Annotated in this window: 26 protein-coding genes; 15 read left to right on the top strand and 11 right to left on the bottom strand. The window is 61.1% G+C overall.

Features of this window, described 5'->3' with window-relative positions:
• Positions 1-122 precede the first annotated feature (122 nt).
• Positions 123-311: a hypothetical protein gene (locus FJT57_RS15040; RefSeq protein ID WP_144906649.1), complete on the top strand. Its 189-nt coding sequence runs from the start codon at positions 123-125 to the stop codon at positions 309-311.
• Positions 312-494: 183 nt separating this feature from the next.
• Here the strand turns inward: FJT57_RS15040 and FJT57_RS15035 are convergent, their stop codons facing one another.
• Positions 495-1610, bottom strand: coding sequence for a DUF7345 domain-containing protein (locus FJT57_RS15035; RefSeq protein ID WP_238994019.1), 1116 nt, complete (start codon positions 1608-1610; stop codon positions 495-497).
• 224 nt (positions 1611-1834) lie between these two features.
• Here FJT57_RS15035 and FJT57_RS16480 point away from each other — a divergent pair, with 224 nt between their 5' ends.
• The 9 genes from FJT57_RS16480 (at position 1835) to FJT57_RS14990 (ending at position 8905) form a co-directional block, all read left to right on the top strand.
• A complete protein-coding gene (locus FJT57_RS16480; protein ID WP_162524377.1) occupies positions 1835-3604 on the top strand; it encodes a DUF4198 domain-containing protein in 1770 nt (589 codons plus the stop codon).
• A 95-nt stretch (positions 3605-3699) separates the two neighbouring features.
• On the top strand, positions 3700-4476 hold the full coding sequence (locus FJT57_RS15025) for a DUF7345 domain-containing protein (RefSeq protein ID WP_144906685.1): 777 nt from the start codon (positions 3700-3702) through the stop codon (positions 4474-4476).
• A 234-nt stretch (positions 4477-4710) separates the two neighbouring features.
• Complete coding sequence (locus tag FJT57_RS15020; RefSeq protein ID WP_203229210.1) at positions 4711-4920, top strand: hypothetical protein; 210 nt, start codon at positions 4711-4713, stop codon at positions 4918-4920.
• A complete protein-coding gene (locus FJT57_RS15015) occupies positions 4910-5104 on the top strand; it encodes a hypothetical protein (RefSeq protein WP_144906647.1) in 195 nt (64 codons plus the stop codon). Before FJT57_RS15020 ends, FJT57_RS15015 begins: the two co-directional genes overlap by 11 nt.
• Positions 5101-6363 carry an RNA-guided endonuclease InsQ/TnpB family protein gene (locus FJT57_RS15010; RefSeq protein WP_144906644.1) on the top strand — a complete coding sequence of 421 codons (1263 nt, stop codon included), beginning with the start codon at positions 5101-5103 and terminating at the stop codon, positions 6361-6363. The genes FJT57_RS15015 and FJT57_RS15010 overlap by 4 nt, the downstream gene beginning before the upstream one ends.
• 183 nt (positions 6364-6546) lie before the next feature.
• Positions 6547-7383 (top strand): hypothetical protein, encoded by an 837-nt coding sequence (locus tag FJT57_RS15005; RefSeq protein WP_144906642.1) that lies wholly within the window; start codon positions 6547-6549, stop codon positions 7381-7383.
• Between the two features lie 191 nt (positions 7384-7574).
• On the top strand, positions 7575-8066 hold the full coding sequence (locus tag FJT57_RS15000) for a hypothetical protein (protein ID WP_144906681.1): 492 nt from the start codon (positions 7575-7577) through the stop codon (positions 8064-8066).
• Positions 8067-8069: 3 nt separating this feature from the next.
• The gene (locus FJT57_RS14995; protein WP_144906640.1) at positions 8070-8435 is read left to right on the top strand and encodes a DUF7568 family protein; all 366 of its coding nucleotides are present in this window, start codon (positions 8070-8072) and stop codon (positions 8433-8435) included.
• Positions 8436-8509: 74 nt separating this feature from the next.
• Positions 8510-8905, top strand: coding sequence for a DUF7567 family protein (locus FJT57_RS14990; protein WP_144906638.1), 396 nt, complete (start codon positions 8510-8512; stop codon positions 8903-8905).
• A 145-nt stretch (positions 8906-9050) separates the two neighbouring features.
• Here FJT57_RS14990 and FJT57_RS16475 read toward each other — a convergent pair whose 3' ends face one another.
• The 6 genes from FJT57_RS16475 to FJT57_RS14965 form a co-directional block, all read right to left on the bottom strand.
• Positions 9051-9194 carry a hypothetical protein gene (locus FJT57_RS16475; RefSeq protein WP_162524375.1) on the bottom strand — a complete coding sequence of 48 codons (144 nt, stop codon included), beginning with the start codon at positions 9192-9194 and terminating at the stop codon, positions 9051-9053.
• Positions 9191-10711 carry a sodium:solute symporter family transporter gene (locus FJT57_RS14985; protein ID WP_144906636.1) on the bottom strand — a complete coding sequence of 507 codons (1521 nt, stop codon included), beginning with the start codon at positions 10709-10711 and terminating at the stop codon, positions 9191-9193. Before FJT57_RS14985 ends, FJT57_RS16475 begins: the two co-directional genes overlap by 4 nt.
• On the bottom strand, positions 10711-11448 hold the full coding sequence (locus tag FJT57_RS14980; protein ID WP_144906633.1) for a TenA family protein: 738 nt from the start codon (positions 11446-11448) through the stop codon (positions 10711-10713). The genes FJT57_RS14985 and FJT57_RS14980 overlap by 1 nt, the downstream gene beginning before the upstream one ends.
• On the bottom strand, positions 11445-12104 hold the full coding sequence (gene tenA, locus FJT57_RS14975; protein WP_144906631.1) for a thiaminase II: 660 nt from the start codon (positions 12102-12104) through the stop codon (positions 11445-11447). The genes FJT57_RS14980 and tenA overlap by 4 nt, the downstream gene beginning before the upstream one ends.
• 143 nt (positions 12105-12247) lie before the next feature.
• The gene (locus FJT57_RS14970) at positions 12248-12799 is read right to left on the bottom strand and encodes a hypothetical protein (RefSeq protein ID WP_144906629.1); all 552 of its coding nucleotides are present in this window, start codon (positions 12797-12799) and stop codon (positions 12248-12250) included.
• A complete protein-coding gene (locus tag FJT57_RS14965) occupies positions 12796-14109 on the bottom strand; it encodes an NRAMP family divalent metal transporter (RefSeq protein WP_144906627.1) in 1314 nt (437 codons plus the stop codon). The genes FJT57_RS14970 and FJT57_RS14965 overlap by 4 nt, the downstream gene beginning before the upstream one ends.
• Before the next feature lie 166 nt (positions 14110-14275).
• Between FJT57_RS14965 and FJT57_RS14960 the strand changes: the two genes are divergently transcribed.
• Genes FJT57_RS14960 through FJT57_RS14950 form a run of 3 tightly spaced genes read left to right on the top strand, consistent with a single transcriptional unit; the run spans position 14276 to position 17134 of the window.
• Positions 14276-15205: a thiamine-phosphate synthase family protein gene (locus FJT57_RS14960; RefSeq protein WP_144906625.1), complete on the top strand. Its 930-nt coding sequence runs from the start codon at positions 14276-14278 to the stop codon at positions 15203-15205.
• A gap of 47 nt (positions 15206-15252) precedes the next feature.
• Positions 15253-16614, top strand: coding sequence for a bifunctional hydroxymethylpyrimidine kinase/phosphomethylpyrimidine kinase (gene thiD, locus FJT57_RS17255; RefSeq protein ID WP_144906624.1), 1362 nt, complete (start codon positions 15253-15255; stop codon positions 16612-16614).
• Complete coding sequence (locus tag FJT57_RS14950) at positions 16601-17134, top strand: hypothetical protein (protein ID WP_144906622.1); 534 nt, start codon at positions 16601-16603, stop codon at positions 17132-17134. Before thiD ends, FJT57_RS14950 begins: the two co-directional genes overlap by 14 nt.
• A gap of 13 nt (positions 17135-17147) precedes the next feature.
• Here FJT57_RS14950 and FJT57_RS14945 read toward each other — a convergent pair whose 3' ends face one another.
• Positions 17148-18512, bottom strand: coding sequence for a restriction endonuclease (locus tag FJT57_RS14945; RefSeq protein ID WP_144906620.1), 1365 nt, complete (start codon positions 18510-18512; stop codon positions 17148-17150).
• A 287-nt stretch (positions 18513-18799) separates the two neighbouring features.
• Here FJT57_RS14945 and FJT57_RS14940 point away from each other — a divergent pair, with 287 nt between their 5' ends.
• On the top strand, positions 18800-19852 hold the full coding sequence (locus FJT57_RS14940; protein ID WP_238994017.1) for a hypothetical protein: 1053 nt from the start codon (positions 18800-18802) through the stop codon (positions 19850-19852).
• Positions 19853-20235: 383 nt separating this feature from the next.
• Here the strand turns inward: FJT57_RS14940 and FJT57_RS14935 are convergent, their stop codons facing one another.
• The 3 genes from FJT57_RS14935 to FJT57_RS14925 all read right to left on the bottom strand — a co-directional run bounded on the left by FJT57_RS14935 (position 20236) and on the right by FJT57_RS14925 (position 23614).
• Positions 20236-21648 carry a DUF6498-containing protein gene (locus FJT57_RS14935; RefSeq protein WP_203229205.1) on the bottom strand — a complete coding sequence of 471 codons (1413 nt, stop codon included), beginning with the start codon at positions 21646-21648 and terminating at the stop codon, positions 20236-20238.
• A gap of 75 nt (positions 21649-21723) precedes the next feature.
• Complete coding sequence (locus FJT57_RS14930; protein WP_144906616.1) at positions 21724-22014, bottom strand: hypothetical protein; 291 nt, start codon at positions 22012-22014, stop codon at positions 21724-21726.
• Positions 22015-22117: 103 nt separating this feature from the next.
• Positions 22118-23614, bottom strand: coding sequence for a peptidoglycan DD-metalloendopeptidase family protein (locus FJT57_RS14925; protein ID WP_144906614.1), 1497 nt, complete (start codon positions 23612-23614; stop codon positions 22118-22120).
• Between the two features lie 127 nt (positions 23615-23741).
• On the opposite strand from FJT57_RS14925, the gene FJT57_RS14920 reads away from it, so the two are divergent.
• Positions 23742-24638 (top strand): DUF7351 domain-containing protein, encoded by an 897-nt coding sequence (locus FJT57_RS14920; RefSeq protein ID WP_144906612.1) that lies wholly within the window; start codon positions 23742-23744, stop codon positions 24636-24638.
• Positions 24639-24752: the final 114 nt, after the last annotated feature.

Below are 24752 nucleotides of genomic sequence, written 5' to 3'. Positions count from 1 at the left end.
CGGTTAACCAACAGCCTGCGAGTAGTGTCGAGGTTCGTTGGTTAAGGCCGTGATCTCCTGCAAGCCCGATGCCAGTCTCGATGGGGAGTCTTTCCGCGCCGGCGAGCAGCGAGGCGCTTCCGATGGAGCAAGAGTTCAAACAGGGCTACCGGATGCATCGTGTACTCAGCAATCTCAATCGACTTGACGTCGACCGGTTGGACGACGCAGATCGAGAGCGAGTCGAGACCGCGAGAGACCTCCTGGAAGCGGTGAACCTTCTCACCCGGCCGGGCGACGGAGCCGGGGCGAACGCCCACGCAGACTCCTAACTGGCGTCGCCGGCCACGCCTCGGGAGGCAGCTCTCGCGTCGGTTTATCGCCCCCGACAGGGGGTGCGGGGGCGACCCCGTGAAGTCCAGACATGGCGACACTGCAAGCTGCGACGACGTCGAGGAACCTGCAGACGTCTTCCACTTGACCTAGGGGTTGACGGGGACGAATTCCCGACCGCGTCACTCGTCAGCGTCGGCGATCTCGATCAGGTTCTCGCGGCCTAGCTGGAGTTTCTCAATCGTTCCCTCGTCGACCATATTCCCGATGACGCGTGACGTTTTCGAGGCCGACCAGTCAAACTCGTCGGCGATGGCGGCTTGGCGCATGCGTCCACCGTTCGCTTCGAGTAGTTCCTGGACGCGTTCGGGATCGGTCATGACCGCCCCGCCTGTTGCCGTGTCATCTGCCGGCACCTCATCACCTGTCGGTGCCTGCGCCGGACCATCTGTATCCACAGCCTCGTTCACCGGCTCAGGGGGTTCGCTGCCGCTCGCATCGTCGCGGCGGCGCCAGCCGATGTACGCACCGATGCCGACGAGGGCCACCAGGAGTACCCCGCCCAGGACCATTCCCGGTCCGGTATCACTGAACGGCGACGACGTCGCCCCGTTCGGCGTCGATGACTGCCCACCGGTTTGTTGTGGTTCAGTGGTGGGGTTGAACACCACGTGAGGGTGGCGGTTAGCAAAGTCCTCGCGACCGACCCACGTCACGACCCCATCGTCCCGGCTGTTGGGCGTCGGTTCTACGCGGGTGATTTCGTACTCAGTCGGTGCCTCGATTTCGAGCGTATCGTTCGCTGCCAGGAAGAAACCGCCCTGGAACACGTCTCCAACGACGAGCGAGTCGTTCTGCTGGGCGGCGAAGCCCGTCCAGGTGAACTGGTAGGTGACGATCCCCCAGCGACGAGGAACCTCCTGGATGCTCGTCGAGGCAGTGAAGTTCACGGCACGCATCTCGCGGCCGGTCGCGTTGGCCGCATTGGCGACGACACCCTGCATCCGCTGGCGGAACGGGTCGAGATAGCGCGATGTGTTCTCTCGGAAGCGCTCCTGGAACGCTTCGTACTCGGTGACGCGGTCGTCGCTGTCGAGCCGAGTTCGAATCTGAATCGTCCACTGCGCCGACCCGTTCGGATAGACATGAATCCGAGTGACCGTGTTATCCGTCTCGGGTTGTGCCGTCTGTCCTGCAGCGTTCACAGCCGCCATCGGCAGAAAGGTCGCAGTGAGCAAGAGACCGAGAACACACACCGAAAAGACAGCCACCCAAGGCTTCCGCAGTGACTTAGTCATTCAGTTGCATCCGGATTTCGACGAAATACGTATAAATTGTTTGTTCATCGGACGCGTCTGCAGACCAAATCACCCGTGGAGTGCTTGATTGCGGACAGGGCCGTATCACCCCGCAGTGAGGTGATTTGAACGAACACGTTCGGTGCAAATGAGTGCAAACGTCCGCGAATCACTCTGACTATCTCGCCAGTTTATGACTCTATCCCGTATACAAATGGATCACGATGAAAGCAAAGTCACTCGGATATGCACTGCTCGCACTGTTCTTCGTCGTCGGGCTGACAGTCCCGGCGGCGGCAGTGTCGACAACCGGTGGCGTGTCAGCCATCGATGGGAACGCGGCAGTGGCTGCCACCGCCCAAGAGAATGCAACGCAGAACAACTCGAGCGTGAACGTCACCGTCGGACAGCAACTCTCGACGGTTATCGACGTCTCGAGCGACGAAGTACAGACCGACTTCGAGAACACCGCCTTTGAAGTGTCGGTCGAAGGCGCGAACGAAGAAGAGCAGGCCGAGGCCATCGCCGACCGCGCAGAGGAATTGCGCGAGCGTGCCGAGGACATCCGCGAGGACTACGAAGAGGCCACCGAGGCGTATGAGGAGGGCGAGATTAGCAAATCCGAGTACGCCCCGCGCCTCGCCACGCTGAACGCGCGGGCGACGAATCTCCTCAACAGCTACGAGCAGCTTCAGAAGCGCGCCCAGAACGTCTCCGCACTCGAACTTCGGGCGGCCGACATGAACCAGTCGTCGCTGCGTGCATCCGTCGAAAACCTGAGTAGCGTCAGCGGCACTGGGGCCGCCGCACTGCTCAAGCAGTTCACTGGCCAGTCAGAGGGTGAGATCGAACTCGAAACCGCCGATGGTCTCTCGATCGAGATACAGAGTGAAGACGGCGAGCAGTCCCGCGAGATCGAGCGCCCACGTGACGACGATCGGAACATCACAGTGAGCCAGGCCGATGCTCTGGACACGGCGCGAGCAGCGCTTTCGACGCCCGAAAACGGTTCCTGGACGCTCACGGAGGCGAAAATCAAGCAGGACGAGGGTGCCTACGAGTTCGCGTTCGTTCTCCGGGGTGCGGACAATCAGACCGGCGAGGCCGAAGTCAGCGTCGACGGCTCCTCGGGTGAGGTCTTCTCGCTCGAAGAGGAGATCGAACGCCGTGGCGCCGAGGACGAGGAAGACGAGAAGGAACGTGAGGACGAAGGTGAAGACAGTGAGGATGACGAAGATGCGGAAGACGGCGAACTCGCGATGGTCGTCTCCGACGGGAGGCCCGGTCCGAATGCGACGGTCACAATCACAGTCCTCTCGAACGGGGCGCCCGCCGAGAACGTCACCGTCTTCCTGAACGAGCAGGTCGTCGGGACGACCGACGCCAACGGAACGGTGACGGTGACGCTCCCCGAGAGCGGCGAGGCGGAACTCACGGCCCAGAAGGGTGAGGCCGAGGGTGAGCTCGAATTCGAGTTCGAGGAGGAAGACGAGGAGAGCGAGGTCTTCCGGCAGCTGAACGTGGATGCCTCGCTTGCTGACGATACCGTCTCGGTGGCCGTCTCCTACAACGGCTCGAGTGTCGCGAACGCGACGGTCTACGCGAACGGGCAGGCAGTCGGGACGACCAACTCTGACGGGACGGTGACGTTCACGATCGACGCGAATTCGACCGAGGAGCTCGAACTCGAGGTCGTCAAAGGCGCCTTCGAGGCCGAGCTCGAATTCACGGTGCAGAACGGCTCGCTCACGCTGACCGAGGAAGCGCATGAAGGCGACGGTGACAAGGCTGAAGACGAGGAGGAAGAACGCGAAGCGGACGAAGAAGACGAGAGTGAGGGCGACGCTGATGCGGACGAAGAAGACGAAGAGGAACGTGAGGAAGAGGCCGACGAGGAAGATGAGGAAGGCGATGACGAGGAGGATTCCGACGAGGAAGAGGAAGAAGAAACTGAGACCCCCGAAGACGACACTGACGAGAACGACGAAAGCTAGGTAACGTCCTACGCGTGCGATTTCAGGTTGTCAACTGTACCAAGCACTACGTTTATTCAGTAATGACAGTTTCCACTGACCTATGATACACATCCATGACTGACCGTCCCGACTTGACCACACGTCTCGCGGCAACGGAGAGGATCCGTCTCGGCTGCGTCCTCGTCGCCCTCGTCCTGCTCGTGATGGCGTCTGTGGCTGCAACGGCGGCGACAGCACAATCCACCGAATCGGCAGCGTCGCTACCCGCGGAGCCAGCGTTCGTCGTCGACCTCGAGACCGACGGATCGGCTCACGTGACGCTGGTCACCACCTTCGATCTGACCACCGACAGCGAACGCGAGGCGTTCGAGGCACTGCGCGCGAACGAGACTGCCCGAGAACAGCGAACAAATCGGTTTGCGGCCCGAATGCGGGCCATCGCAAACCGGGCAGAAAACGACACCGGTCGTGAGATGGCGATTCGAAACCCCGATATGACGTTCTCGACCGAGAACGACACCGGCATCGTCGGCCTGTCGGTGACGTGGGACGGGCTCGCCGCCCAGGAGGGCGACCGACTCGTGCTCCGGGAACCGTTTGCCAGCGGGTTCGACATCGATCGGCCGTTTAGAATCGTCGGTCCCGACGGCTACGCGCTGGGTACGGCCACCCCGACGCCGACCAACCAACAGCAGAACAGCGCGAGGTGGAGTGCGACCACGCAGTTCGAGGGATTCGAGGCGGTGTTTGCACCCGCAGTGGGTGGAACCGCGACTGACGCCGATGATGGGACGAGTGGAGCTGGCGCACCTGGATTCGGTATCGGCGTTGCTGTCGTCGCAGTACTGGCCGCCAGCGCGCTCTTGGTAGCCCGTCGCCACCAGAAGTGAACCGATCGAGGCGCTTGCTCAGGGACGAGGCGTTCTCGAAGCCCCGGCCATCGTAGTCAGTCCGCATTTCATGACACCCACCCCGTAGAGTACTACCCGGACGTGCCAGACGCCTCGTTCTTGAATTCCATTCTGCTGAGCGGGTAGCGTTTGTTTTGCGCCGGCACCCATTGCCGGTGCAGCCGGGAGAGCGAGCAACGATCCTCGGTGCGTCGGCGCTTCGAGGTGTTCGAGATGCACATGGTCATATACACACTAGTAGAGGAATCGACCCACGACGACGCGGTGGCCACCGGAAAGACGGTGTTCGACCGTCTGGTCGGCGCTGACCCACACGCCGGCGCCGTGTTTGAACAGAAACAGAGTAATTCTCCGAGCGGGATCACCCCGCCAACATTCAAATACCAAACCGGGGATACCCAGGAGCGCATCGATGGACGATAGCGATCCTGCGGAAATCGGGGACGCCCGTAATGCGCTCCAGAGGCTGTTGGCCGAACAGGCTCAGGCAGGTGTCCCCGAGCAAGTCCTCGTCGGGCTCCTCCGTGAACAGGCCGCCGAGATCGAGCGCTACGGCTACATTCCACGTCGGTGGGCACAGCTTGACCAGGAGGTGAGCCAACGATGAAGCGGACCAACACCTTCGAAGTGCGGCCCCGCTCGGAGTCGGATGAGGCCCTGTTACAGGAGGTTATGGACGCGACGGCGAGCTTCTGGAACGAGCTGACCTATGCCCGCCGGCAGCAGTTCTTCGACGACGAAAGCATCTGGGAGACAGATGAGTTTCGCGGCCAATACAAAGGCCAGCTCGGCGCGGCCGGCGTCCAGACGGTGACACGGAAGAATAACGCCGCCTGGAACTCGTTTTTCGCGCTGTTGGAAAGCGGTGAGGACGCGTCCCCGCCCGGCTACTGGGGAAACGCAGACGACGGGCGTGACCTCCGGCTGTTCGTTCGAAACGACTCATACGAAATCCAGTGGGGCGAACACTCCCGGGTCGAAATTCCGGTCGGCCAGGACCTCAAAGACGAGTACCACATGGGCTATTTCGAGCGCCTTCGATTGGAGGTCCGTGGAGATCCGAAATGGTCCGGCGAACAGGGTGAGCTGGAGATCCAGTATGATGAGGTCGAAGACACCTATCGGGCATATCAACCAGTGACGATTGACGAATCGGAACTGGATTCACCACTGGCTTCGGAGGAAGCCGCCCTCGATCTGGGTGTCAACAACCTCGTTGCCTGTACGACCACTACTGGTGAGCAATACCTCTACGATGGTGAGGAGCTGTTCGAGCAGTTCCGATCAACAACCGAAGAGATTGCACGTTTATCGTGCAAGCTGCCGCCAGATCAGGACACGAGCCAGCGTATCCGCCGACTTTACCGCAAACGCTCCCGCCAACGGACCCATGCCCAGAAGGACCTCATCCGTGACCTCGTCGAGCGGTTGTACGACGAAGGGATCGCAACGGTGTATTTTGGCGATCTAACGGGGGTCATCAAGACACAACCATCCCCTGAAATCAACGAGAAATTAGAGAACTTCTGGGCATTCAAGAAGTTCATCGACCAGCTTCAGTCGGTCTGTGAGGAACATGGAATTGCGGTAGAAGAGGAAAGCGAAGCCTGGACGAGCCAGACATGTCCGGAGTGTGGCGAGCAAACGGATACGGTTCGGCATCGGGAGACACTGACCTGTCCCTGTGGCTTCGAAGGACACTCAGATCTCACCGCCTCGGAGACGTTCCTCAGGCGGAACACGGATAAGCAAGTCAGGCCGATGGCGCGGCCCGTGCGGTTCCAGTGGGGCAATCACGAGTGGCGTTCGACCACAGACGCCCCCGAACTCGGGACAAATCCCAACGAACAGCGCACAAACCCGTAAGTCACTCCCGTGGACCAGTGTCCAGCGTGGAGGAGCCTCAGATCGAGGTGGACGTCAATACGTTACGTTTGACGAAGACGTGGCAAACTTTGATTTTCCAGTTAGGGTGAATGACCTGCTCATCCGAAGGTTTTCATCGGTAGTGCGTTTAGTTCTACGAGCACGATTCTTAGTGGTGAAATAATGGTACAGGCTACTTCCGATACAGAGGACGCCACAGTAAGTTGGGAACTTGACGTGATGGATTCACCCCTCTTACAGACTCTCGCGTATGTGGGGCCCAGCATCTTCGGTGGCATCGCTATCCTGGCCGGAGGACTACTGCTTTACTTGGTCGGATCGGCGTTGCTGGATGGTAACTTCGCTCGGGCAATCGGAGTTGTCGTCTTCGCAATTCTCGCGCTGTTAGCTCGTCGCTATTTTCCGGCATTGCTCGCTACAAATCTCATTGACCCATTGTGGAGCCGATTCTCGCTACGAGGATTCATCATCGGGAGTGTAGTAGGGGCACTCGTCCTCCTTGGAAGCGCACAGTTACATCCCGTGGCACCGTTTGCGGTCTTCATCGCCAGCTGGGTGCCGGTTATCCTTACTGCTGGGTTTCCAACGAGTGGGTATGTTGACCGACCGGGGAAAACACTCGTCGTCGACGATACAGAAGTTCCGCTCGACGCAGTAAACGCATTTCGGACAGTTTCTGTGGGTACATTCGCCGTCTGTTGGCTCTCGTATACACGAGGGGTTCCGACTGCACCCCGTATCATATGCCTCCCGTCTAGGTATCTCAATATCGTTTCGAATCTGATTGAGGAGGATTTCGGCACTTCGAGCGGGGAACGATCGACGACGGATCGAACTGAGCGACTTATCACTGTACTGTTCGGACTCGGTATGGTAGCCATAGGTCCAGTTCTCTGGCTGCTTCTCCCGCCGGGAGATGGACAGGTTGTTGCGTTGTACGCAGGAGCGATGTTCGGACTGTTCGGGATGGTGCTACTCTGGTACGCGTACAGCGCCTGAGAATGTCGAAAGTGTCCCTAAATTGTCGAGGGATTGGCTGTATTGAACGAATCCGCCCCCACTGATACAGGATGGGAGACCTGTTTCGTGAAATAATCTGAATCATCGCCTTCTCCAGTAGTCGTCTATTCGCGCCAGCGAGAGAGTGGCGCGCGTCGGTGACCGTACCGACGAGCGTTAGAGTGGTTCAGATGCATATGGTTATCTACGCGCTCGTAGAGGCATCGACAGAAAACGAAGCATTAGCGACAGGGAAAACAGTGTTCAATCGGTTAACTGGCGCTGAGCCGTCTTCCTGCGCAGTATTCGACTATTTTGTGACCTTCGACGAGGAGGACACGTCCGTTGCAGGGAAGGCGCGATGGGGTGAGCTCCCGACTGCAGCCCCCGTCGACTCCGATGACGGCGAAAACCTGCTCGAGCGTGGCTGGGAGGCGACGAAGGAAGAGTTCGAGCGTAATCTCGATCGGGTGAAGGAGGCCATCGACGAGCTCTCCGACGAGGAGATCATGCGCGACGAGGACCTCGCCCGGCACGCCTTCCACCAGGTCGGTGCGTACGACGGCCCGACGATCTTCCTGTACACCGAACACGGAACCGGCATTCGCCACCGTGGACAGCTGGATCGACTCCTCGAGGAGAGTGAAGAGCTCTGGATCGTACCCGCTGACGTGCATTTCTAAACAATGCCCAGGATCACCAACTGGCGACGCGAGAGCCGCTCGCCGACGCTCGCGTATCGGAACACCGAGACCGGTGCGCGAGCCGTCCTGCATCGAGCGCCGGATTCCTACCGGTACAAATGGCGCGGAGTGATTCTCGTCGACGGCTATCCAGTGTGGTCGCGGGGATACGAGACAAAGGACGCGACGTCGTTCCGTGACGAGCTCCGGAAGCGGCCCGCACCGGACCTCAGCTGCCCGGAGTGTCCGAACGACGACGTTCGCGTCGGCGAGAAGGCAGCAGACGGGGCGAAAATCCAGCGATGGTACGACTGCCCCGACTGTGGATACGAAGCCCCCTCCCGCATCGTCTACGGCGGCGAGCGGTGAGTGGGTGAGCGCTGGGCGCTGTTTTTTCGGCCGGGCACGAGGTGGTGGCCCGGGACGACCGGGTGAGTCAACAAATGAGTCTCGAAGTACTTGACCGACACAGTGAGGCACTGTTCGAGTTCCTCTGGTGTCCCGTCTGCGGGCAGGAGGTCTTCACTCACATCCCCTTCGAGGGGGTGTTCTGCAAGAACTGCAACACCCAGGTCGAACTCCAGGAATCCCGAGAGACACGCGGCTACGAGGAGGCCGTGCTCGCCTGCTTCGATACCGCCACGACCTGGAATCTCCACGTCGACGAGAAACTGCGTCGCGACCTGCCCGATGGATCAGCGCGCGTAAAGATCTTCGGCGCACCGGGCGCCTACGAGGTCGATTGGTGGAGTCCGGATCCGGGTGAGGACTGGGAACCTGTCGAGCGCGGAGAATTCGACGACATCGAGGAACCAGAAGAGGTGTCACATTTGGCGTAGTGGTTTAGTTGTAACCCTCAGTCGGTGATAGGTGTCAGCGACTCTGCTGCATGGCGGATGCGTACCTGCTATTTCACCCACTTTTTATATTCGCGCTGAGTATCCCGGAAAGTAGTTCGACTCGTACACACCGTGGGCGTCCGAGTCAGGTTCGCTGGGTGTCCAGAATCAACGCTCTGACGATGAAGATGAACACGAGTACGACGACGAGTATAGCGCCCCACACGAGTACCGAAAAGCCGGTCGGACCGATCGCAAGACCGAACACAGCCATGACCGACGGAGTCATTGGTTTTCCCCCCCGTTCGGACCCCCATCGGCGACCGGTTCATCCAAGCTCCGGATATCACGATCCACGCTGGAGAGGTCGACGTCGGCGTCCCAGAGGGCAATAGCGAGAATCGTCCCGCCGGTTGACACGACAGTCGCCCCGACAAAAGCGGGTAGAAACTCGGGTGCGGGCAGCAGCGGGCCAAGCCTCGGAATCGACGCGACCGGTCCACGCAGGAGCGGGAAGTAGGCGACACCGACCACAAGCCCACCCAGACTCGAGACAATAGCCCCAGCTCCTGAAAGCCGCTCGGAATACAGGCCGGCGAGAAACGGGACAAAAATTCCAGCCGCGAGCAGGTCTGCCGTCAGGAACAGTTCAAGCACGCTATACCCTTGCGAACCGATGACAATCGCGCCGATCCCGACGATCCCGGTGAGGGCGCGTCCACCCACCCACAACGACCGCTGGGTTGGCTGGTCGAGCAGCCGCGCGAGATCGGCGGTGACGACGCTCGCGATGGCATTGAACATCGTGTCCGCGGAACTCATCACGAGCAGGACCGCGAGGACGACGACCGCGAGCGTTACCCAACTCGGGAAGGCTGACTCGAGGACGAGGAAGAACGCGATACTGGCACCGCCGGAGTCGGTCAGGCCGAGAGCGGCCGCAGCGATACCGAACAAGCCGGCTAGCAGAATCATTGGAACGACTACGACGGCCGCGACGCCGAATCCCCACCGAAGCGACGATTCGCCGTTGGCAGCGTAGACGCGCTGCCACATCCCCTGGTTCAGCATATTCGCACCGAGGATGGCGAAGGCAACGTACACGCCGAACTTTAGCCCGGGACCGAACGTCGGATCCAGCAATGGCGCGTCCGTGGCGATCGCTGCAGCGTGTATTTCACCGGTTCCGCCCAACGCGAGCACGGCGCCACCGAAACCGAGGGCGAGCAGCGGGAGCAGGACGAGCGTCTGGACGGTATCGGTGACGATGCTCGCCACGAGTCCCCCGTAAGCCGTGTATATCAAGACGAATCCGCCTACGAGCAGGGCCGTCTGCCACTGGGGGATCCCGATGACGAGTGAGAGGGCGCCGGCAATCCCCGTCATCTCGGCCGCGAGGAAGATGAACATGTAGAACACGGACACGACGAGCACGAACAGGTACATTCCGGTCCCGAAGCGAGCGTACGCGAATTCGGTGAGTGAGTGGCCGGCCGGAACAATGGCACGGATGCGTGTGCCAACTGGAATGAACAGGAGGAGCGGAACCGCACTCCCGATTGCGTATCCGAGGATGGCCGGGAGCCCGCCGAAGGCAGCCCCGGCCTCGGCAGGGCTGAACAGTATCCAGACGCCCATCATCGACGCGATGATCGTAGCGGTGAGGGTTCCAGGACCGGCTGAGTCGCGGGCGGAAATATAATCCTCGACGGATCGAACCCGGCCGCGAGCCGCTAATAGGCCGAAAGCGGTAACGGTCAGTACTGTGAGCACGACAGCGGTGAGTGCGACAGCTGTTGAAACCATTACTGTCTACCCTCCCCGTCGGTCTCAACGGCCGCGTAGGCGTCGTCAAAGAAAGCAACTTCGAGGTCGACGGTCCGGCAGAAGATTCGCTCGATCTCCCGTTCCCGTCCAGGAGAGACCGTCGGGCCATAAGCGTCCAACTGGCAACGGAGCCAGGTCACGAACTCCTCGAAAGAGGGGTTTGCGTGCAGCTCTATCCAGTCGGCGAAGTAGAACGGAAGTCCGGCCGTCGCTTCGTGGATTGAAGCTTCGCGTGTCGCCCACTCGGCGTAGATCCACTCGGCTGGAACAATGGCTGCGAGTGTTTCGGCGTAGCCGCCCTCGCGGGCAGTACGACCGAGAAAGTCGACGAACGCGGCTGTGGTCGTGGACAGTTCTGGCTGGTCCCACCGGGCGTCGTCGACGCCGAGCGCGTCGAAGGAACGCTCGAAGTAATCGTTTTCCTCGTCAGTCAGGGTGTCGAGAAATTTGACGTGCGCACGCTTCGCTGAGACATCGGGTGCTTGGGCCACTGCGAAGCCGAACGTACTCACGAGGACGTCCACGAACGCATAGTCCTGGATGAGGTAGTCGGCGAAGACCGTCTCGGAGAGCGCGCCACTACCGATCTCACGGGTGAACCGATGATCGACGGCGTTCGTCCAGTCGGGTTCGGCACGCTCCCGCAGCCAGTCAGTGAACCGGGGGTCGCTGACGGTGGCCCGGTAGTCGTCGTAGCTATCGGGGACGTCCGTCATAGACCCCACCCTTCTTGCGTGTAGGCCATCTCCCAGAACCGATACTCGAGCTTCGCGCTAGTTAGAAACGCCTCCCTCATAGCGTCGTGTTCACCGGGAGACTGTTCGCCACATCGGTCAACGAAGTCGCGACACCAGCTTGTCGCGTCACGGAACTCGTCACTGGTGTACATCTCGATGAAGGGTGTGTACCGGTGTTTGTCGGTGGCGAGCGACGCCATATGCTCTCCGACGTCGAGGTAGCCCTGCATGCACGGGTACAGTGCGGCCGCGATCTCCGCAATCGAGCCCTCGTACGCCGTTCGGATCAAAAAATTTGTGTAGGCCACGCATGTGGGCGCCTTCTCGACTGCTTCGAGCTCGCCGTCGGAAATTCCGTAATCGGCCGCTAAGCCACGGTGAAGATCCATTTCGTGGTCGAGCACTTGGTGGGCCACGCCGAGTAAGTGCGTCATCGTCTTCTCGTTGGTGGCCTTCGTGCCCGCAATCGCGAACAACCGAGCGTAGTCCAGGAGGTAGCGGTAATCCTGTTTGATCCAGTGCTCGAACGCCGCCTCGTCGAGAGTTCCGGTCGCGAGTTCGCGGACGAAGGGGTGCTCCTTCTGGGCCGCCCATACATCCTGTCCCGCCTCAAGAAGGGTATCGCTGAATGGCACTAGCGAGCCGTACCGTCCGAGAGAGGATATAACTTGCCTATATTAGTTAGTTATATCTCGAACGTTGTCAATGGCTCCAAACCTGTAGTTGACGGCGATTTCACTATCGAACCGATGCAATAGATCCGCTTCGGTTCCGACGGTCAGTCCAGTTCGATCGTCCGATTCGCCCAAGAACGGAGTTCCGACAGTGCTGCCCGTTCCTGACGTGACACCGGGTCGTCCGTTCCAAGCTCGTCGGAATCGAACGCGTTGAGAACAGCACATGTCGCACGGTCGCAGTAGCCTGTGAGCGTATCCACCTCGACGAACGTGTGCTGGAGCGGGATGGTCGCGTCGTTGACGAAGACAGCGGTTGGATCCGGGGCAGTGTCCAGAACCTCGATACCACGGGTGGCGTTGTCCTTCGCAAGTGTCGCCGATTCTGCCTCGTCGGCCCCTTCCGCCCGGGGGGCATGCGCGTCGAGGACGCCGTGCCAGACACCGTCAGGAATAGTAGTGAACCGGTCCAAGCGACCGCCAAGGATCTGGCCGTCGCGTTCTAGTTCGGGTGCGAACTCCAGAACCACGACCCCATCAGTACCATGCCGTCCAACCCAGGCCTCGAGGGCGCGGGCCGTGAGACGAGTCTTTCCGGCCTGGGACGGCCCGACGATCAGCGTCGAGCCGGTCAACGGGAACGGAAGCCCAGTCACGCTAGAGGCACCTCCTCGCGGACGTACTGTCCAAAGAGGACGAGCGTCGCGGCAGCGAGAACGAGCGCGAATATGAGTACGAGTCCGGAAAGCAGATCGAGGCCGGTCGCGATCTGTTCCCTGACGAAGTTGGCCGCAAGGCCGCCCGAAACGGCGAGTAAGGCAAGCCCGCCGAGGTTCGCGAGCGTTGAGTTCGAGGCGCCGACACTCTCAGCGTTCAACAGATAGAGGACGACGGCGATGGCGAAGGGCGTGCCAACCGTGCCAAGAGCCAGAACGAGGACGAGCTGGCCGATAACCTCACCGCCGATGAACGCACCCGGCACCGATAACACAGCAAAGAGTGCGAGGAGCACCCGGTACCGCGTATCCTCGACGGTCGTGCCCCAGCCAAGTTTGTCGGCAACGAGGAACGGCGGAACGATGGTGTTGCCACCGAGCGTCGAGACGGCAGCGGCGCCGAGACCGAGCAGGAACAGCCACTTGGCGGCCGGGCCGACCAGAGGTCCGAGGGCTTGGGCTGCACCGACGGTCGTCAGATCCGGATCGGTCAGAGTACTCGCTGTGACAAGGAAGATGGCGATGCTGTAGATGCCAAACGCGACGAGCATCGACGCGAGTACATCCACCGTCGCGAGGTCATAGTCACGTTCCGTCCAGCCCCGGGCTCGCATCGTGTAGGAGTGCATGGTGATAAGCGTGATGTGGACCGCGCCCCCGAGGATGCCTGCAGCGACCAGTGCGCTGCCGCCGGGCAGCGTCGGTATCAACCCCTGGGTAGCCTGGCCGATGTCGATCGAGACGACGAATAGTGAGGCAACGAAGGCCAGGACGACCGCGGTGACTAGCAGCTTCGCGAAGAGCTCGACGAATCGGTATCCCTGACCGGCCAGACCCAAAACGAGGATGCCGCCCCAGGCAATGCCCCAGAGGCGTGGGTCAATCCCAGTGATCGTCGCCGAAACGGAAGCGACCGTCTTCATGATGACGAGCTGGGCGACACCGGCCGCGATGACGACGTCCGCGACCAGGATCCACGCCCAGGTCTCTCCAAGATGGTCCTCGACGACGCCGACAATTCCCCGCTCAGTAAGCAGCCCCAGCCGCATCGCGAGGTACTGTGCTAGGGTGCCAGCGACGGCAGAGAGCACGACAACCCAGAGGAGTTGATAGTCGAAGATCGCCCCCGCGGTGATTAGACTCGCCATCGTCGCTGGACCGGCGGCGATTGCCCCCGCGACCCAGGAGGGCCCCATCGCGCCGAAATACTCGCGGACTGTCCCGACCTCAAGTGAGTATTCGCTAGTCATACTACCAGAGAATATTGGGTTGGGTAAAAAAGTACCCCGATGCGGACGCCGAGGAGTCGGCCTGGCCCGGTTAGGCCTGTGTCACTCGATGCGTACGGTTTCGATGAGATACGGACTTCGTTCACCGGTGGGCACGATTTATTGTGGGGCAACTGATCCTATCCGTATGTCACTCCACCTCCCGAGCGAGATCGTCGTTGAGCGGGTCCTCCCCACCATCCGTGTCTGTCTTGCCGGGGAACTGGCTAATCGTGGGATGACTCAGCAAGAGGTGGCGGAACATATCGGCGTCTCCCAGGCCGCCGTCTCGAAGTACATCAGCGGCGACGTGGCAGTCGAAGAACGCATCGAAGACCATCCGCTGACCGCCGAGACGGTTACGCGTATCGCCGAGGGGTTCGCCTCCGGACACATGGATGGGTACGAGGCGCTCGACGAACTGCTCGCGCTCGTTCGGGCGTTTGAAGACCGTGGCCCGGTGTGTGAACTGCACGAGGAGGCGATGCCCTCGCTCGCCGGTCTCGGCTGTGACCTCTGTGTCCGTGGCACCGACGAGCGCCTCGCCGCAGAACGGGAGACGTTGACGGACGTCCGGACGGCGGCACGCATCCTTGCGACAGCACCCGGGATGGCGACATACGTCCCCAACGTCGGGACGAACGTCGGATCTGCGCTCCCCGGTGCGAACGACGTTTCCGAGGTTGCAGCGATTCCCGGGCGGATCTATGCGGTCGACGGTCGCGTCGAAATCCCAGCAAACCCGGAATTCGGGGCATCGCGACACGTCGCGACGGTCGTGCTAGCTGCGATGGCCCAGGACGACGGGCTACGTGGTGCGGTCAACATCGCAACCGACGATGCGCTCCTCTCGACCGCTCGGGCCCGGGGGCTCGACCCGATGGAGTTCGACGCCGAGTACGATGACCGGAACCAGCGACTCCTGGATCGGTTCGCGTCTCGGGATGTCGTTCCGCGAGTCATCTACCACAGCGGCGCATTCGGGATCGAACCCATTACCTACGTCCTCGGGGAGACCGCGGAAGACGCCGCTCGCCTCGCGGTCTCGCTCCTCGAGACGGTCCAGGAAGCCGAGTGACGCGGCTCGACCATTACCGATTTGTACTCGTCGGTTATATCACTGATATGCCCACAGTACGAGGGCCAGCCCCGGTTGAGCTCCCCCAGGTCATGACGATCGCCGGGAGTGACTCGGGCGGTGGCGCCGGCATCCAAGCGGACCTCAAGACGATGGAGGCACTCGACACCTTCGCGACGAGTGCAATCACGAGCCTCACGGCACAGAACACCGTTGGCGTGGAGTCGATCCATCCCGTCCCGGTCGAGGCAATCGAGGCCCAGGTCGAGGCTATCCGTACCGATTTCGATTTACAGGCCGTCAAGACAGGCATGTTGGGTGTTGAACCCGTCGTAGAGAGGGTTGCGTCGTACGCTGCTGACATGGACGTGCCCTTCGTCGTCGATCCGGTTATGGTCGCCGCCTCGGGCGACCAATTGCTCGATCATGACGCTGCAGCCGCCTACGAGGGGTTGATCGCTGAGTCGACGGTCGTGACGCCAAACGCTGACGAAGCTGAAATACTCACAGATATCCCGATCGAGGATCCGGACTCGATGCAGGCTGCGGGGCAGAGACTCGTGGAGATGGGAGCCGACACAGCACTTGTGAAAGGTGGCCATGTCGGCGATGAGCATGTCGTTCGAGATGTCATCGTGACTCGGGACGACGTAACCACACTTGAGCACTCGAGAGTAGACTCGGACGGGACACACGGTTCGGGATGTACACTTTCGAGTGCGATCGCGGCACGACTGGCTCACGGCGATGACATCCCGGAGGCGATCGAATCCGGCGTGGCATTCATGACCCGCGCCATCAGATACCCGCTCGACGTCGGCGAGGGACCAGGACCGGTCCACCACCTCGCGAATATCCGGGATCGGTCAGCCAGACAGCCCACTCAGGAAGCTGTCGAGTCCGTCGTGGAGCAGCTGGTCTCTGCTGGCGTGTCGTCGATCGTTCCGGAGGTTGGGATGAACGTGGTCGGGGCCACGCCCTACGCAGAACGGCCGGAGGAGACCGTCGCCGTCGAGGGACGGATCGCCCGGACGATGACCGGAATCCGCGTGACGCGGGGAACACGCTTCGGCGCCTCGAGCCACGTCGCCCGCTTCCTGCTGTCGGCGCGGGAGCACGACCCCGACATCCGGTTCGCCGCGAACCTCCGGTTCGACGATTCCATCGAGGCAGCCCTGGAGAAGATTGATGCCCCAGTTGTCGAGATCGACCGCTCAAACGAACCGGAACCTGACGAGGAAGGCTCGACCATGGGCTGGGCGGCCGAGCGAGCCTTCGAGCAGGTCGAAACCACGCCGGCGGTCGTCTTCGACCGAGGTGACGTTGGCAAGGAACCGATCACGCGCATGCTTGCAAGCGACGCCGCCGATCTTGCGGCCCGTGCACTCTCGATAGCTGAGGAGTTATGAACCGTCCGAGGGCAACTGGATTGCACAAAACTACCGACACTCGGACGACGATACCGCCAGCGTCCTCCGTGAGCTTGAGCAGCTGAAGCAGTTGCTCGATGAGACGCGAACAGAGCGCGGGTCTGCGTACGCTGCTGTCCCGTTCCTGTTCCTCGACACGCTCTCGACGATGACCCTCTACGTGGACGAAGGGCGTAACCGGAGCATCCACGCCGACCAACCCTCGGATCTCCTCGAGCCGGACAATATGGAGCATCTTGATCAGCCGCTGTTCCTGCTCGGTCACGGCGTCGAGAACCCAGCAAACGGCATTCACGGCGACGAGGAGTACCTCTATGTCGTCGAACTCCCGACACGGAATCCGTTCGAGGAGCTGTCCGAGTGGACCGTCAAGGTGAGTGGTCACTCTGCGTTCCCACGCTGGGATGGACCGACCGACGAGGCATTCGAGCGGGCTAGCTGGCAATTCAACGGCCCGCTTGAGCACGCGCTCGAAGAGCTGGTCGCTGAGCCGGCGTAAACACCGAGCCCGCTCAGATGAAGCCGCCGATGACGAGTAGTCCGACGACGAGCAGCAGCGTCGCGACCACGCTCCCACCGGCCAGCCACTTGTTCTCCATCGCTTTCTCGTGGAGGGGCATGTCGGCGTACTCCTCGTGGAACGCTTCGAGGTTCTCCTCGTCGTAGAAGTACTTCGTTTTCAGCGCGAACCGCTCGGTGACTGCACAGCCCGTACAGATCGGCTCGCATTCCAGCCGCTCCGTTTTGATGTGGCTGGAGCAAGCGATTGCCCCGCAGTTCGGACAGTAGGTGTACGTCTCGTCGCCGCCGCTCGTGTCACAGTGGATGCACCGATGGATGCCGTCCTCGGCGGTCACTCGTGACGGGCCTGCCGCGTGATACTCGTAGGGGTAGGTGTACGCCTGGATGTCGGTGGTGTGCCGAACTTCAGGGAGGTACACTGGTTCGATCGACTGCACGGAGATGTCCGAGCGGTTCGGCTCGCAGGTCTTGTTGTAGGTGACGTTGTTGTCGCCGGTGTAGGTGACCGTCGTCGTGTGGTGCTGCTGGAGGCGCTCGACGGCCCACTCCTTGTACTCCGTTTGCGTCTGCCCGAACCGGCGCTCCTCGGCGTCGTCGAACACCTCCGCGAACTGCTCGGTGTCGAGGTCGACCGTCGCGTGGAGGTTCTCGGTGACCAGCGTCGCGACGTCCTTGTCCGCGACCTGTGGCTGCCCGCGTTCGGCGTGGGCGACGAATCGGGTCCGGTCGTTGATCCGGTGGATGACGCCCACCGATGTCTCGAAGACAGCGTTCGTGTCCGTGGTGACCGCGACCACCGGGCGGAACGTCACCGATGAGTGTGGGTCTGGGAGGTCGGCGGCCTCGATGTTCTCAATGTCGCGGAACGCCTCCGTGACTGGCGCGTCGACGTCGACAGCCGGGTCGTACGGGCGCAGGGTCTCGTCGCAGAGAATCTCGATGCGACCGTTGTAGAGGTCGAGGCCGATCTCGTCGGCGATCTCCCGGAGGTCCTCGCCGTCGAGCAGCTCGATTGGATGTGGGTCGTCGTTCTGCTGGAGGCGGTCGGCGTACTCCTGAGCAGGGTTCGTAAACCGGCCGGTCGTGACGACCATTCCGCGTTTCGGGCCGTCGAAGTCGAACGTCGCGATCGCTGAGTGAAGCTTCTGGACGACCGGCCGCCCGACTGTCCCCGTGTGCTTGCACTCGACGATAATCGCGCGGCGGGTGCCGTCGACGACCTCCTCCATGATGACGTCGCGACCCTCGTCAGCAGTGCGGTCGGCCTGGCGGACGTTCTCGTAGCCGAGGTTCCGGAACACGTCCTCCATCACGTCCTCGAACTCGAACCCCGAGAGATCGTCCAGTACAGCCATCCTCAATTATGTGGACTGTACGTTGCAACTGCCAAATACGTTGCCGAACGCTACGCCATCCTGTTTGTTGAACCCCTGAGAGGGGTGCGGGGGTCACCGAACCGACGTACGCTGATGTGTTCAATTACGACACCGATCTCGACGGGCATGCTGAGACTATCTCGTGATTGCGTTCTCGAATACGGTCCCGAAAATCGTGTGCAATGGCATCAGTTCTTGTGAAGTTCACCTCTCAAAATATTCAACCGAATCGCACTCTTCGGTGTGTGATGCCGCCTCCCCCCCCTGTGGCGCAAGGCTCTCCCCCGTGCACTCATCACGGGAGACTTATACAGCCAGCAAGCCCGGCCGAGGACCGTCTCCACAGCGAAATAACGCTGAACGATCGTCCACTGAGGTTCCCTCAACCCCATCTCCATCCACGCATGCCGCCCACGATTGTCCTGATCCTGATCGCCGTCTTCGTGATTATCGTACTGGCCCACGGATACCGCATGCTGACTGCGTTGTTCGTTCTTCGGTCGCTTCCGTCGGGCGATACCGACACGCCGTCGTCAATCATCGACGGTGAGTCAGTCGCTCTCACGGGAGAGCTGACGGTCGAAGAACCAGTTGAAACAGCTGCTGCGGCCGTAAAAGACGCTGACCGGCCTGTTGGTGCGTATCTTTGGCAGGGTCGGTTCTCGGACAACTCCAACAGTGACCTCACAATCGAAGACTGGGGGTGGGAGCGCCAGCATTGGCACACGTTCGCCTCAGGCATCGAATGGGGTCGGTTCGGTGTTGACGCTGGGAGTCAGACGGTTCGTATCGATCCGTCATGGCTTCGAACCGCACTTGACGCCGAACGACTGAAGCAGTTAGAAATCGGCGGCATCAACAAGCACGACCGGCTATCCGTGTATCTCTGGGACTCCTGGTACACTTATGTCAGGAATCGCATCGAACATCGATCCTTCCGGCGGTTTGCAGGATACGTGCAGCGACAAAACGATGAGATTGATTTGAATCGCTATCTGCTGGAGGCGCGTCCGCTGCTGGAAGATGACGAAGTGAGCGTTTGCGGTGAGATACAGGTTGATCAGGGTGAACCGGTTCTCCGCGGGACTGACGACGTGCCGCTGTTGCTTTCCGACAAAGGATTCGACGGACACCGACGCTGGCTCAAACGACGAGTGCTGCGGAAAGCGGCGTTCATAACTGGGTTGCTTGTCGTCGCCGCGAGTCTCTGGTTCGGAGTCTACATTCCGCTGGGGGTACTGATCGTCGGCTGGCTCCTCTATGGAGCCTACAACTTTGTACAAGATGCCGGAACCTTTCTGGAGTGGATACGGAGCTAACACGCTATCGTGGATATCGAAACTGTACCAACACAGAGAGACAATCATGGAAGCCACCGATATGAACTGACGATTCCTCTCGGTGGATTCGTGCTCAGCGCGGGATTCATCGGCGGATAGGTCGAGTTCGGTACTGTCGGTGGTGCACTCTTCTCAAGCCTTCTTCTTGCTGGGCTGCGGACTGATGATCGACAAGTTCGTCTATGGGATTTGACCTGCTCTGACGGTTCACCGGGAACCTACTTGGGGATTCACTCGTTCTTGCATCTGCTGTGTCAAAATGGATTCAGAGTCACGGTTACAGCGGTTCACACAGCAATTCTATGTTGATAATGGCGAACATCAAAACGATCTTACGGACTGCCGATACCAGCCGAGCGCTCTCACGGCGTCGCCGGGAGCGCCCACTGCCACGCCGACCTGAGGGTGACAACACCGAATGGGCCACCGAACCCGGCGGCGACCGCCCCAACGGAGGGAGCGGAGTAGGCGAGCCCGACGACGGCGGCGGCACCACAGGCTCCGACCACGGCTATCACTGCGGCGATGCGACGATCGAGCGGGCCGAACGCCGTCGTCTTGACGGGGAGTTCGAACGCCTCGACGGCCTGGTCGTACTCTCGGAGGTGTGCGACGCTGTAATCGTACTCTCCCGCAAACGTAGTGATCGAGAACGTCCGAGTGCCGCAGGCGCGGTCGACGAGCTCTCCTTCACACAGATCGGCGTCCCGGATGTCGTCGATGGGGGTCGCCCACTGGACTGTCTTGGTGAGGTCGTCGTACGCGACTACCGTATCGTCGCGGCGCTGGTACGTCAGCGTGCCGTGGGTGAGAGCGTACTCGATGGCTTTCAGCCCGCCGATGCCGGCTGGTAGGAGGCCGAAACAGACCACCGCGGCGGTGAGCGCCTTTACCGACCCGGCGGTGAGCCCGACCCACGCGAAGAGATATACTGGCCCGCTGCTGACAGCGGCCGTCGCGCCCTGCCAGAGCGCGGTGGCCCGAACGGCGTGCCGGCCCGGACGGACCTCGGCTGCCGGTAGTGCGTCCGGAGCCGCCACCGGCGGGAGCGTTCCTTCTCCCTCCTCTGGGTCGAACGCCACCCCGCTGCGGTAGCCGCGCCACTCCGCGAACAACTTCACTGCGACGAACGCGACCAGAGCGCCGGCCGGGCCGCCGACGATCGCGACTATGAGTGCCACCACGGCCAGCGTGCCTTCAGTCGTCGCGCTCGCGACGACGTCTCGGGGCGTGCTCATTTCGTAGCGTCGCGTCCGGAAGTACTCGCGCTCGATGACGCCGATCTGGGAACCGATGAGGAAGACGATGCTCGCCGCCACGCTTGGGTCGGTGAGCGTTGCCGGCACGTCGATGAACCGGCCCAACACGAAGAGGAACGCCCCGGCGAGCGAGACGGCAGCCCCGAACGCCCGCAAGGCAAACGGGACGTTTCGAGGGTAGATCGGGGGGAGCGCGTCGATGATCGCGACGCTCCCGCGCCGGCGGTTGAGGTCGCTCGGTCCAACGGAGACCCCGCCCCACTCGTCGGGCTTGAGCGGGTTCCCCTCCTGTGGGCGCTCCAGCTCGTCGTAGCTCGGCGGGCGGCGCGCGAACAACGCCTTCAACCCGGCGAACGGGACAGCGACGACCAGCTCTATCGCGTAGACGACCGCGAACGTCTGGGCGCTCCACCCGAGGTGGAACACGCCGACCAGCGGGACGACGTTCGCCGCGACTGTCACCAGAAACACGGCAGACGAATCGTTTGATTGGGGATCCACCGATCTATTATTCATCGGTGTGGGCCTCCTCACCCGTTTATCCTCTGTTTTTGAGTCTCTGTGACGAAGCAGTCGTCCACGGGGGACGAATCAATCGCCCTCCCCCCCTCGTCGCATGTATCCCCAGTAGAAGAACAGCGAGATGAACAGGAGAGATAGAACTCCCGTGAACAAACTTGAGATGAAGTTTGGTAGAGAGAGGAATGCTGTAGCGTCCGCTAGTGAGTAAGCGATCCAAGCAACGGATGCGACCAGCACGAACAGTAGTTCGGACCGTGAGAGGGTCTCGCGGGAATAGCCGCGTATGCCAAGCACAACCATCACAATCCCGAAAACGACCATTACGAAGTGGAATTCGGGGCTCCCGATCCAACTCAGCATGTGTCCGCACCTCGATCTATTTTCGTATACGTTGTGGAGATATTCTGGAAAGATACATCATCGTTTCGGCTCAGAAGATGACGATTCTGGTAAATGATAGTTCTCATTTATCAGCTACCCCACTAATAACTTGGAACAGGTCTCGCTGCCCGTATTCCCACACCGCGATGTATAATAGGAACCCAGTCACGAACATTCCCGTTCCGACCCCAGATGAATCAAGTGTCGTAAATATATCTTGCGCGGCAAAGGCACCGACCAACGCCGACGCCACGCCGACACCACACACTGTTCCGAGGGACCCGAAACCGATCCGGTTCCCGTCGATGAGGTCCCGGCCGACTTGGTAGAACAGTCCGAGACCGGCGAGGGCTGCGAGCGCGAGCGCAACGGTCTGCAACGACGGCGCGATAGCCCCCGCGAGTACGGTGACGAAGCCGCCGATGGAGAAGCCGATGCCGACCCGGCCGAGCATCCGCGCGCGACTGAGTCCCGAAGACGCCATCGCCTCGGAAGAACCCGCCGTGTCGTCGCGCCGGGTTGGCTCGCCGCCGCTGGGAGCCGAGACCCGCTGACCGACGTGAACGTAGCGGCCAGAACCGTCCGGCTCCGTCCAGCCAGTCTGCTCAGTAACGTCTACACCGGGCGTGTCCACGTCGACGCCGTGGAACCGGACGGGCAGTCCGGCTGAAACTTCGAACGTCGGGTGGTCTTGCACCTGGAAGTGGAGGTGGGGCTCCGCGGAGTTCCCGGAATGCCCGCAGCGGCCGATCCGCTCGCCGCGCGTCACGCTGTCTCCGGGTTCGACCTCGATGCTGCCCGGGACGAGATGGACGAGGCAACTGTACTCGTCTTCCGCGTGGCGGACCGTGACGGCGTTCCCGGTCATACTCCGTTTGAACGGGTGAGAAAACCCACCGGCTCGCCCGAGCTCCGGGTCGCCGTCGTGGACGTCGACGACGACGCCGTCGGCGGGTGCGAGGACGGGTTCCTCGTAGCAGTAGTAGTTCTCGATGCTCGTATCCGTGCCGGCGGGACGGCTCCGCCCCTCCTCGTCGGTGATCACGAAATCGTAGGCGTAGCGCTGGGTCGCCGGGAACCACGAGTGGGAGTGCTCCTTGATCGGACTGCCGTTCACGACGGTCCACGTCCCCTCGACGGGCAATCGGTAGTCGGTGGACTGGGCGTGCGTTTCCGGCTCGGGAAGCGAGCCGCGGTGTCTCCCGATAGCGACGAGGCTCCCGAGGAGTTGCATCGCGTCCTGGCGAAACACGAGCGGGTTGAAAAACGACAGCGGAACCCCGAGCAGGAAAGCGAGGTGGCCCCGCCAGCCGCTGTCCATGTCGAGCCAGTCGCGCGGCCCCGCCTCGTCGTCAGTGTCGAGCCCTATCGATTGCTTGCTGCCGCTGATCAGCATCGACACGAACGGCCAGAACGCGAAGAACCAGAAGACGTGAAACAGCTTGAGTATCTCTACTTGCGGAAATATGTTCCCGAGAACCCCGACCAATCCCAGCAGCGTCAGGGAGAATGGACTAACGGACTGGAGCCGTTCGCGGAGACGCGAAGCCAGCGACCGTGACGTGACTTGATTTGACATGCGGAGGTAGTACGCGAGATGTGGCCGCTTCGGGACGTAAGCGTTCTGTGAACCGAATTTCACGAGAATAACCCACACACTTAGACGGGGGACAGCACTCAATACCCCTTCCATTCAACGAATCCGCATGACGAACAGCGGGGGAGCGGCATCGGAGGAGGCGTTCGCGTTGCTCGGCCACGAGATCAGACTCGCCATCCTACGCGCGTTCTTCGAGCGCTACGCGCCGGTCGACCCGGATTCGCGCTCGGAGATGCGGGAACGGCGCACGCTCTCGTACGCGGAGCTGATGGCAGCAACAGATATGGAGGACAGCGGCAAGTTCAACTACCACCTCGGGAAGCTTCGCGGTGTCTACGTCGAAGAAATCGAGGAGGGGTACGTTCCGACGGCGAGCGCCATCGCGCTCTACGAGGCGGTTATCGCGAACCGACCGACCGAGTCGATACCGTCGGGCTTCGATATCGACGAGTCCTGCCCGAACTGTGGGTCCGGGCTCCGAGGGAAGTACGAACAGGAGTTCCTGACCGTCGAGTGTCCCCCGTGTGAGTTGTTCTGGGGGGCCACGTATCGATTCCCGAAGAACGGACTCGCCGTCCGCGAGGGAGAGGGCGTCTACAAAGCGCTCTACGACCGCATGATGCACCACGTCGGACTGGCCCGCACGGGGCAGTGTCCGTCATGCGCTGGTCTCACCAGCGTTACTGTGCCACGGGAGCGCCTCGATGAGGACTCAACACCGACTGCGGAGTTGACCTGTGAGACGTGCTCGTGGTTCATTACTGTCGATATCGTCAGTGCACTCCAGTTCGAACCGCAGGTGACGAAGGCGTTGCTCGAACTTGGTGTTCCGCTCAGTAAGTCAAGTAGCATGCGAGCGACGGAGCAAGTGCTCCCTGACGTAACCGGTTGGGTCAGCTCCGACGATCCGTTCTATGCCACGATCAGCATCACGTATGACGACGCCGTCGCTGAGATTACTGTTAGCGACGAACTCAAAATCTGTTCTGCTACCGTTGAATAACTGGCTTAGTGGCCATTTATCATTCCAGTCATAATTTCCGGGTTATTGGAAAGTTACCGAGACTGCTCTGTTAAAACGCTCGTCGGCTAATAAATTCTGATGGAGGATATCAGT

Origin of the sequence: Halobellus captivus (assembly GCF_007655485.1) — an archaeon.
Classification (GTDB): Archaea; Halobacteriota; Halobacteria; order Halobacteriales; family Haloferacaceae; genus Haloquadratum; species Haloquadratum captivum.
The sequence above is the reverse complement of the archived record's forward strand: the minus strand, read 5'-3'. Positions and strand labels throughout refer to the sequence as shown.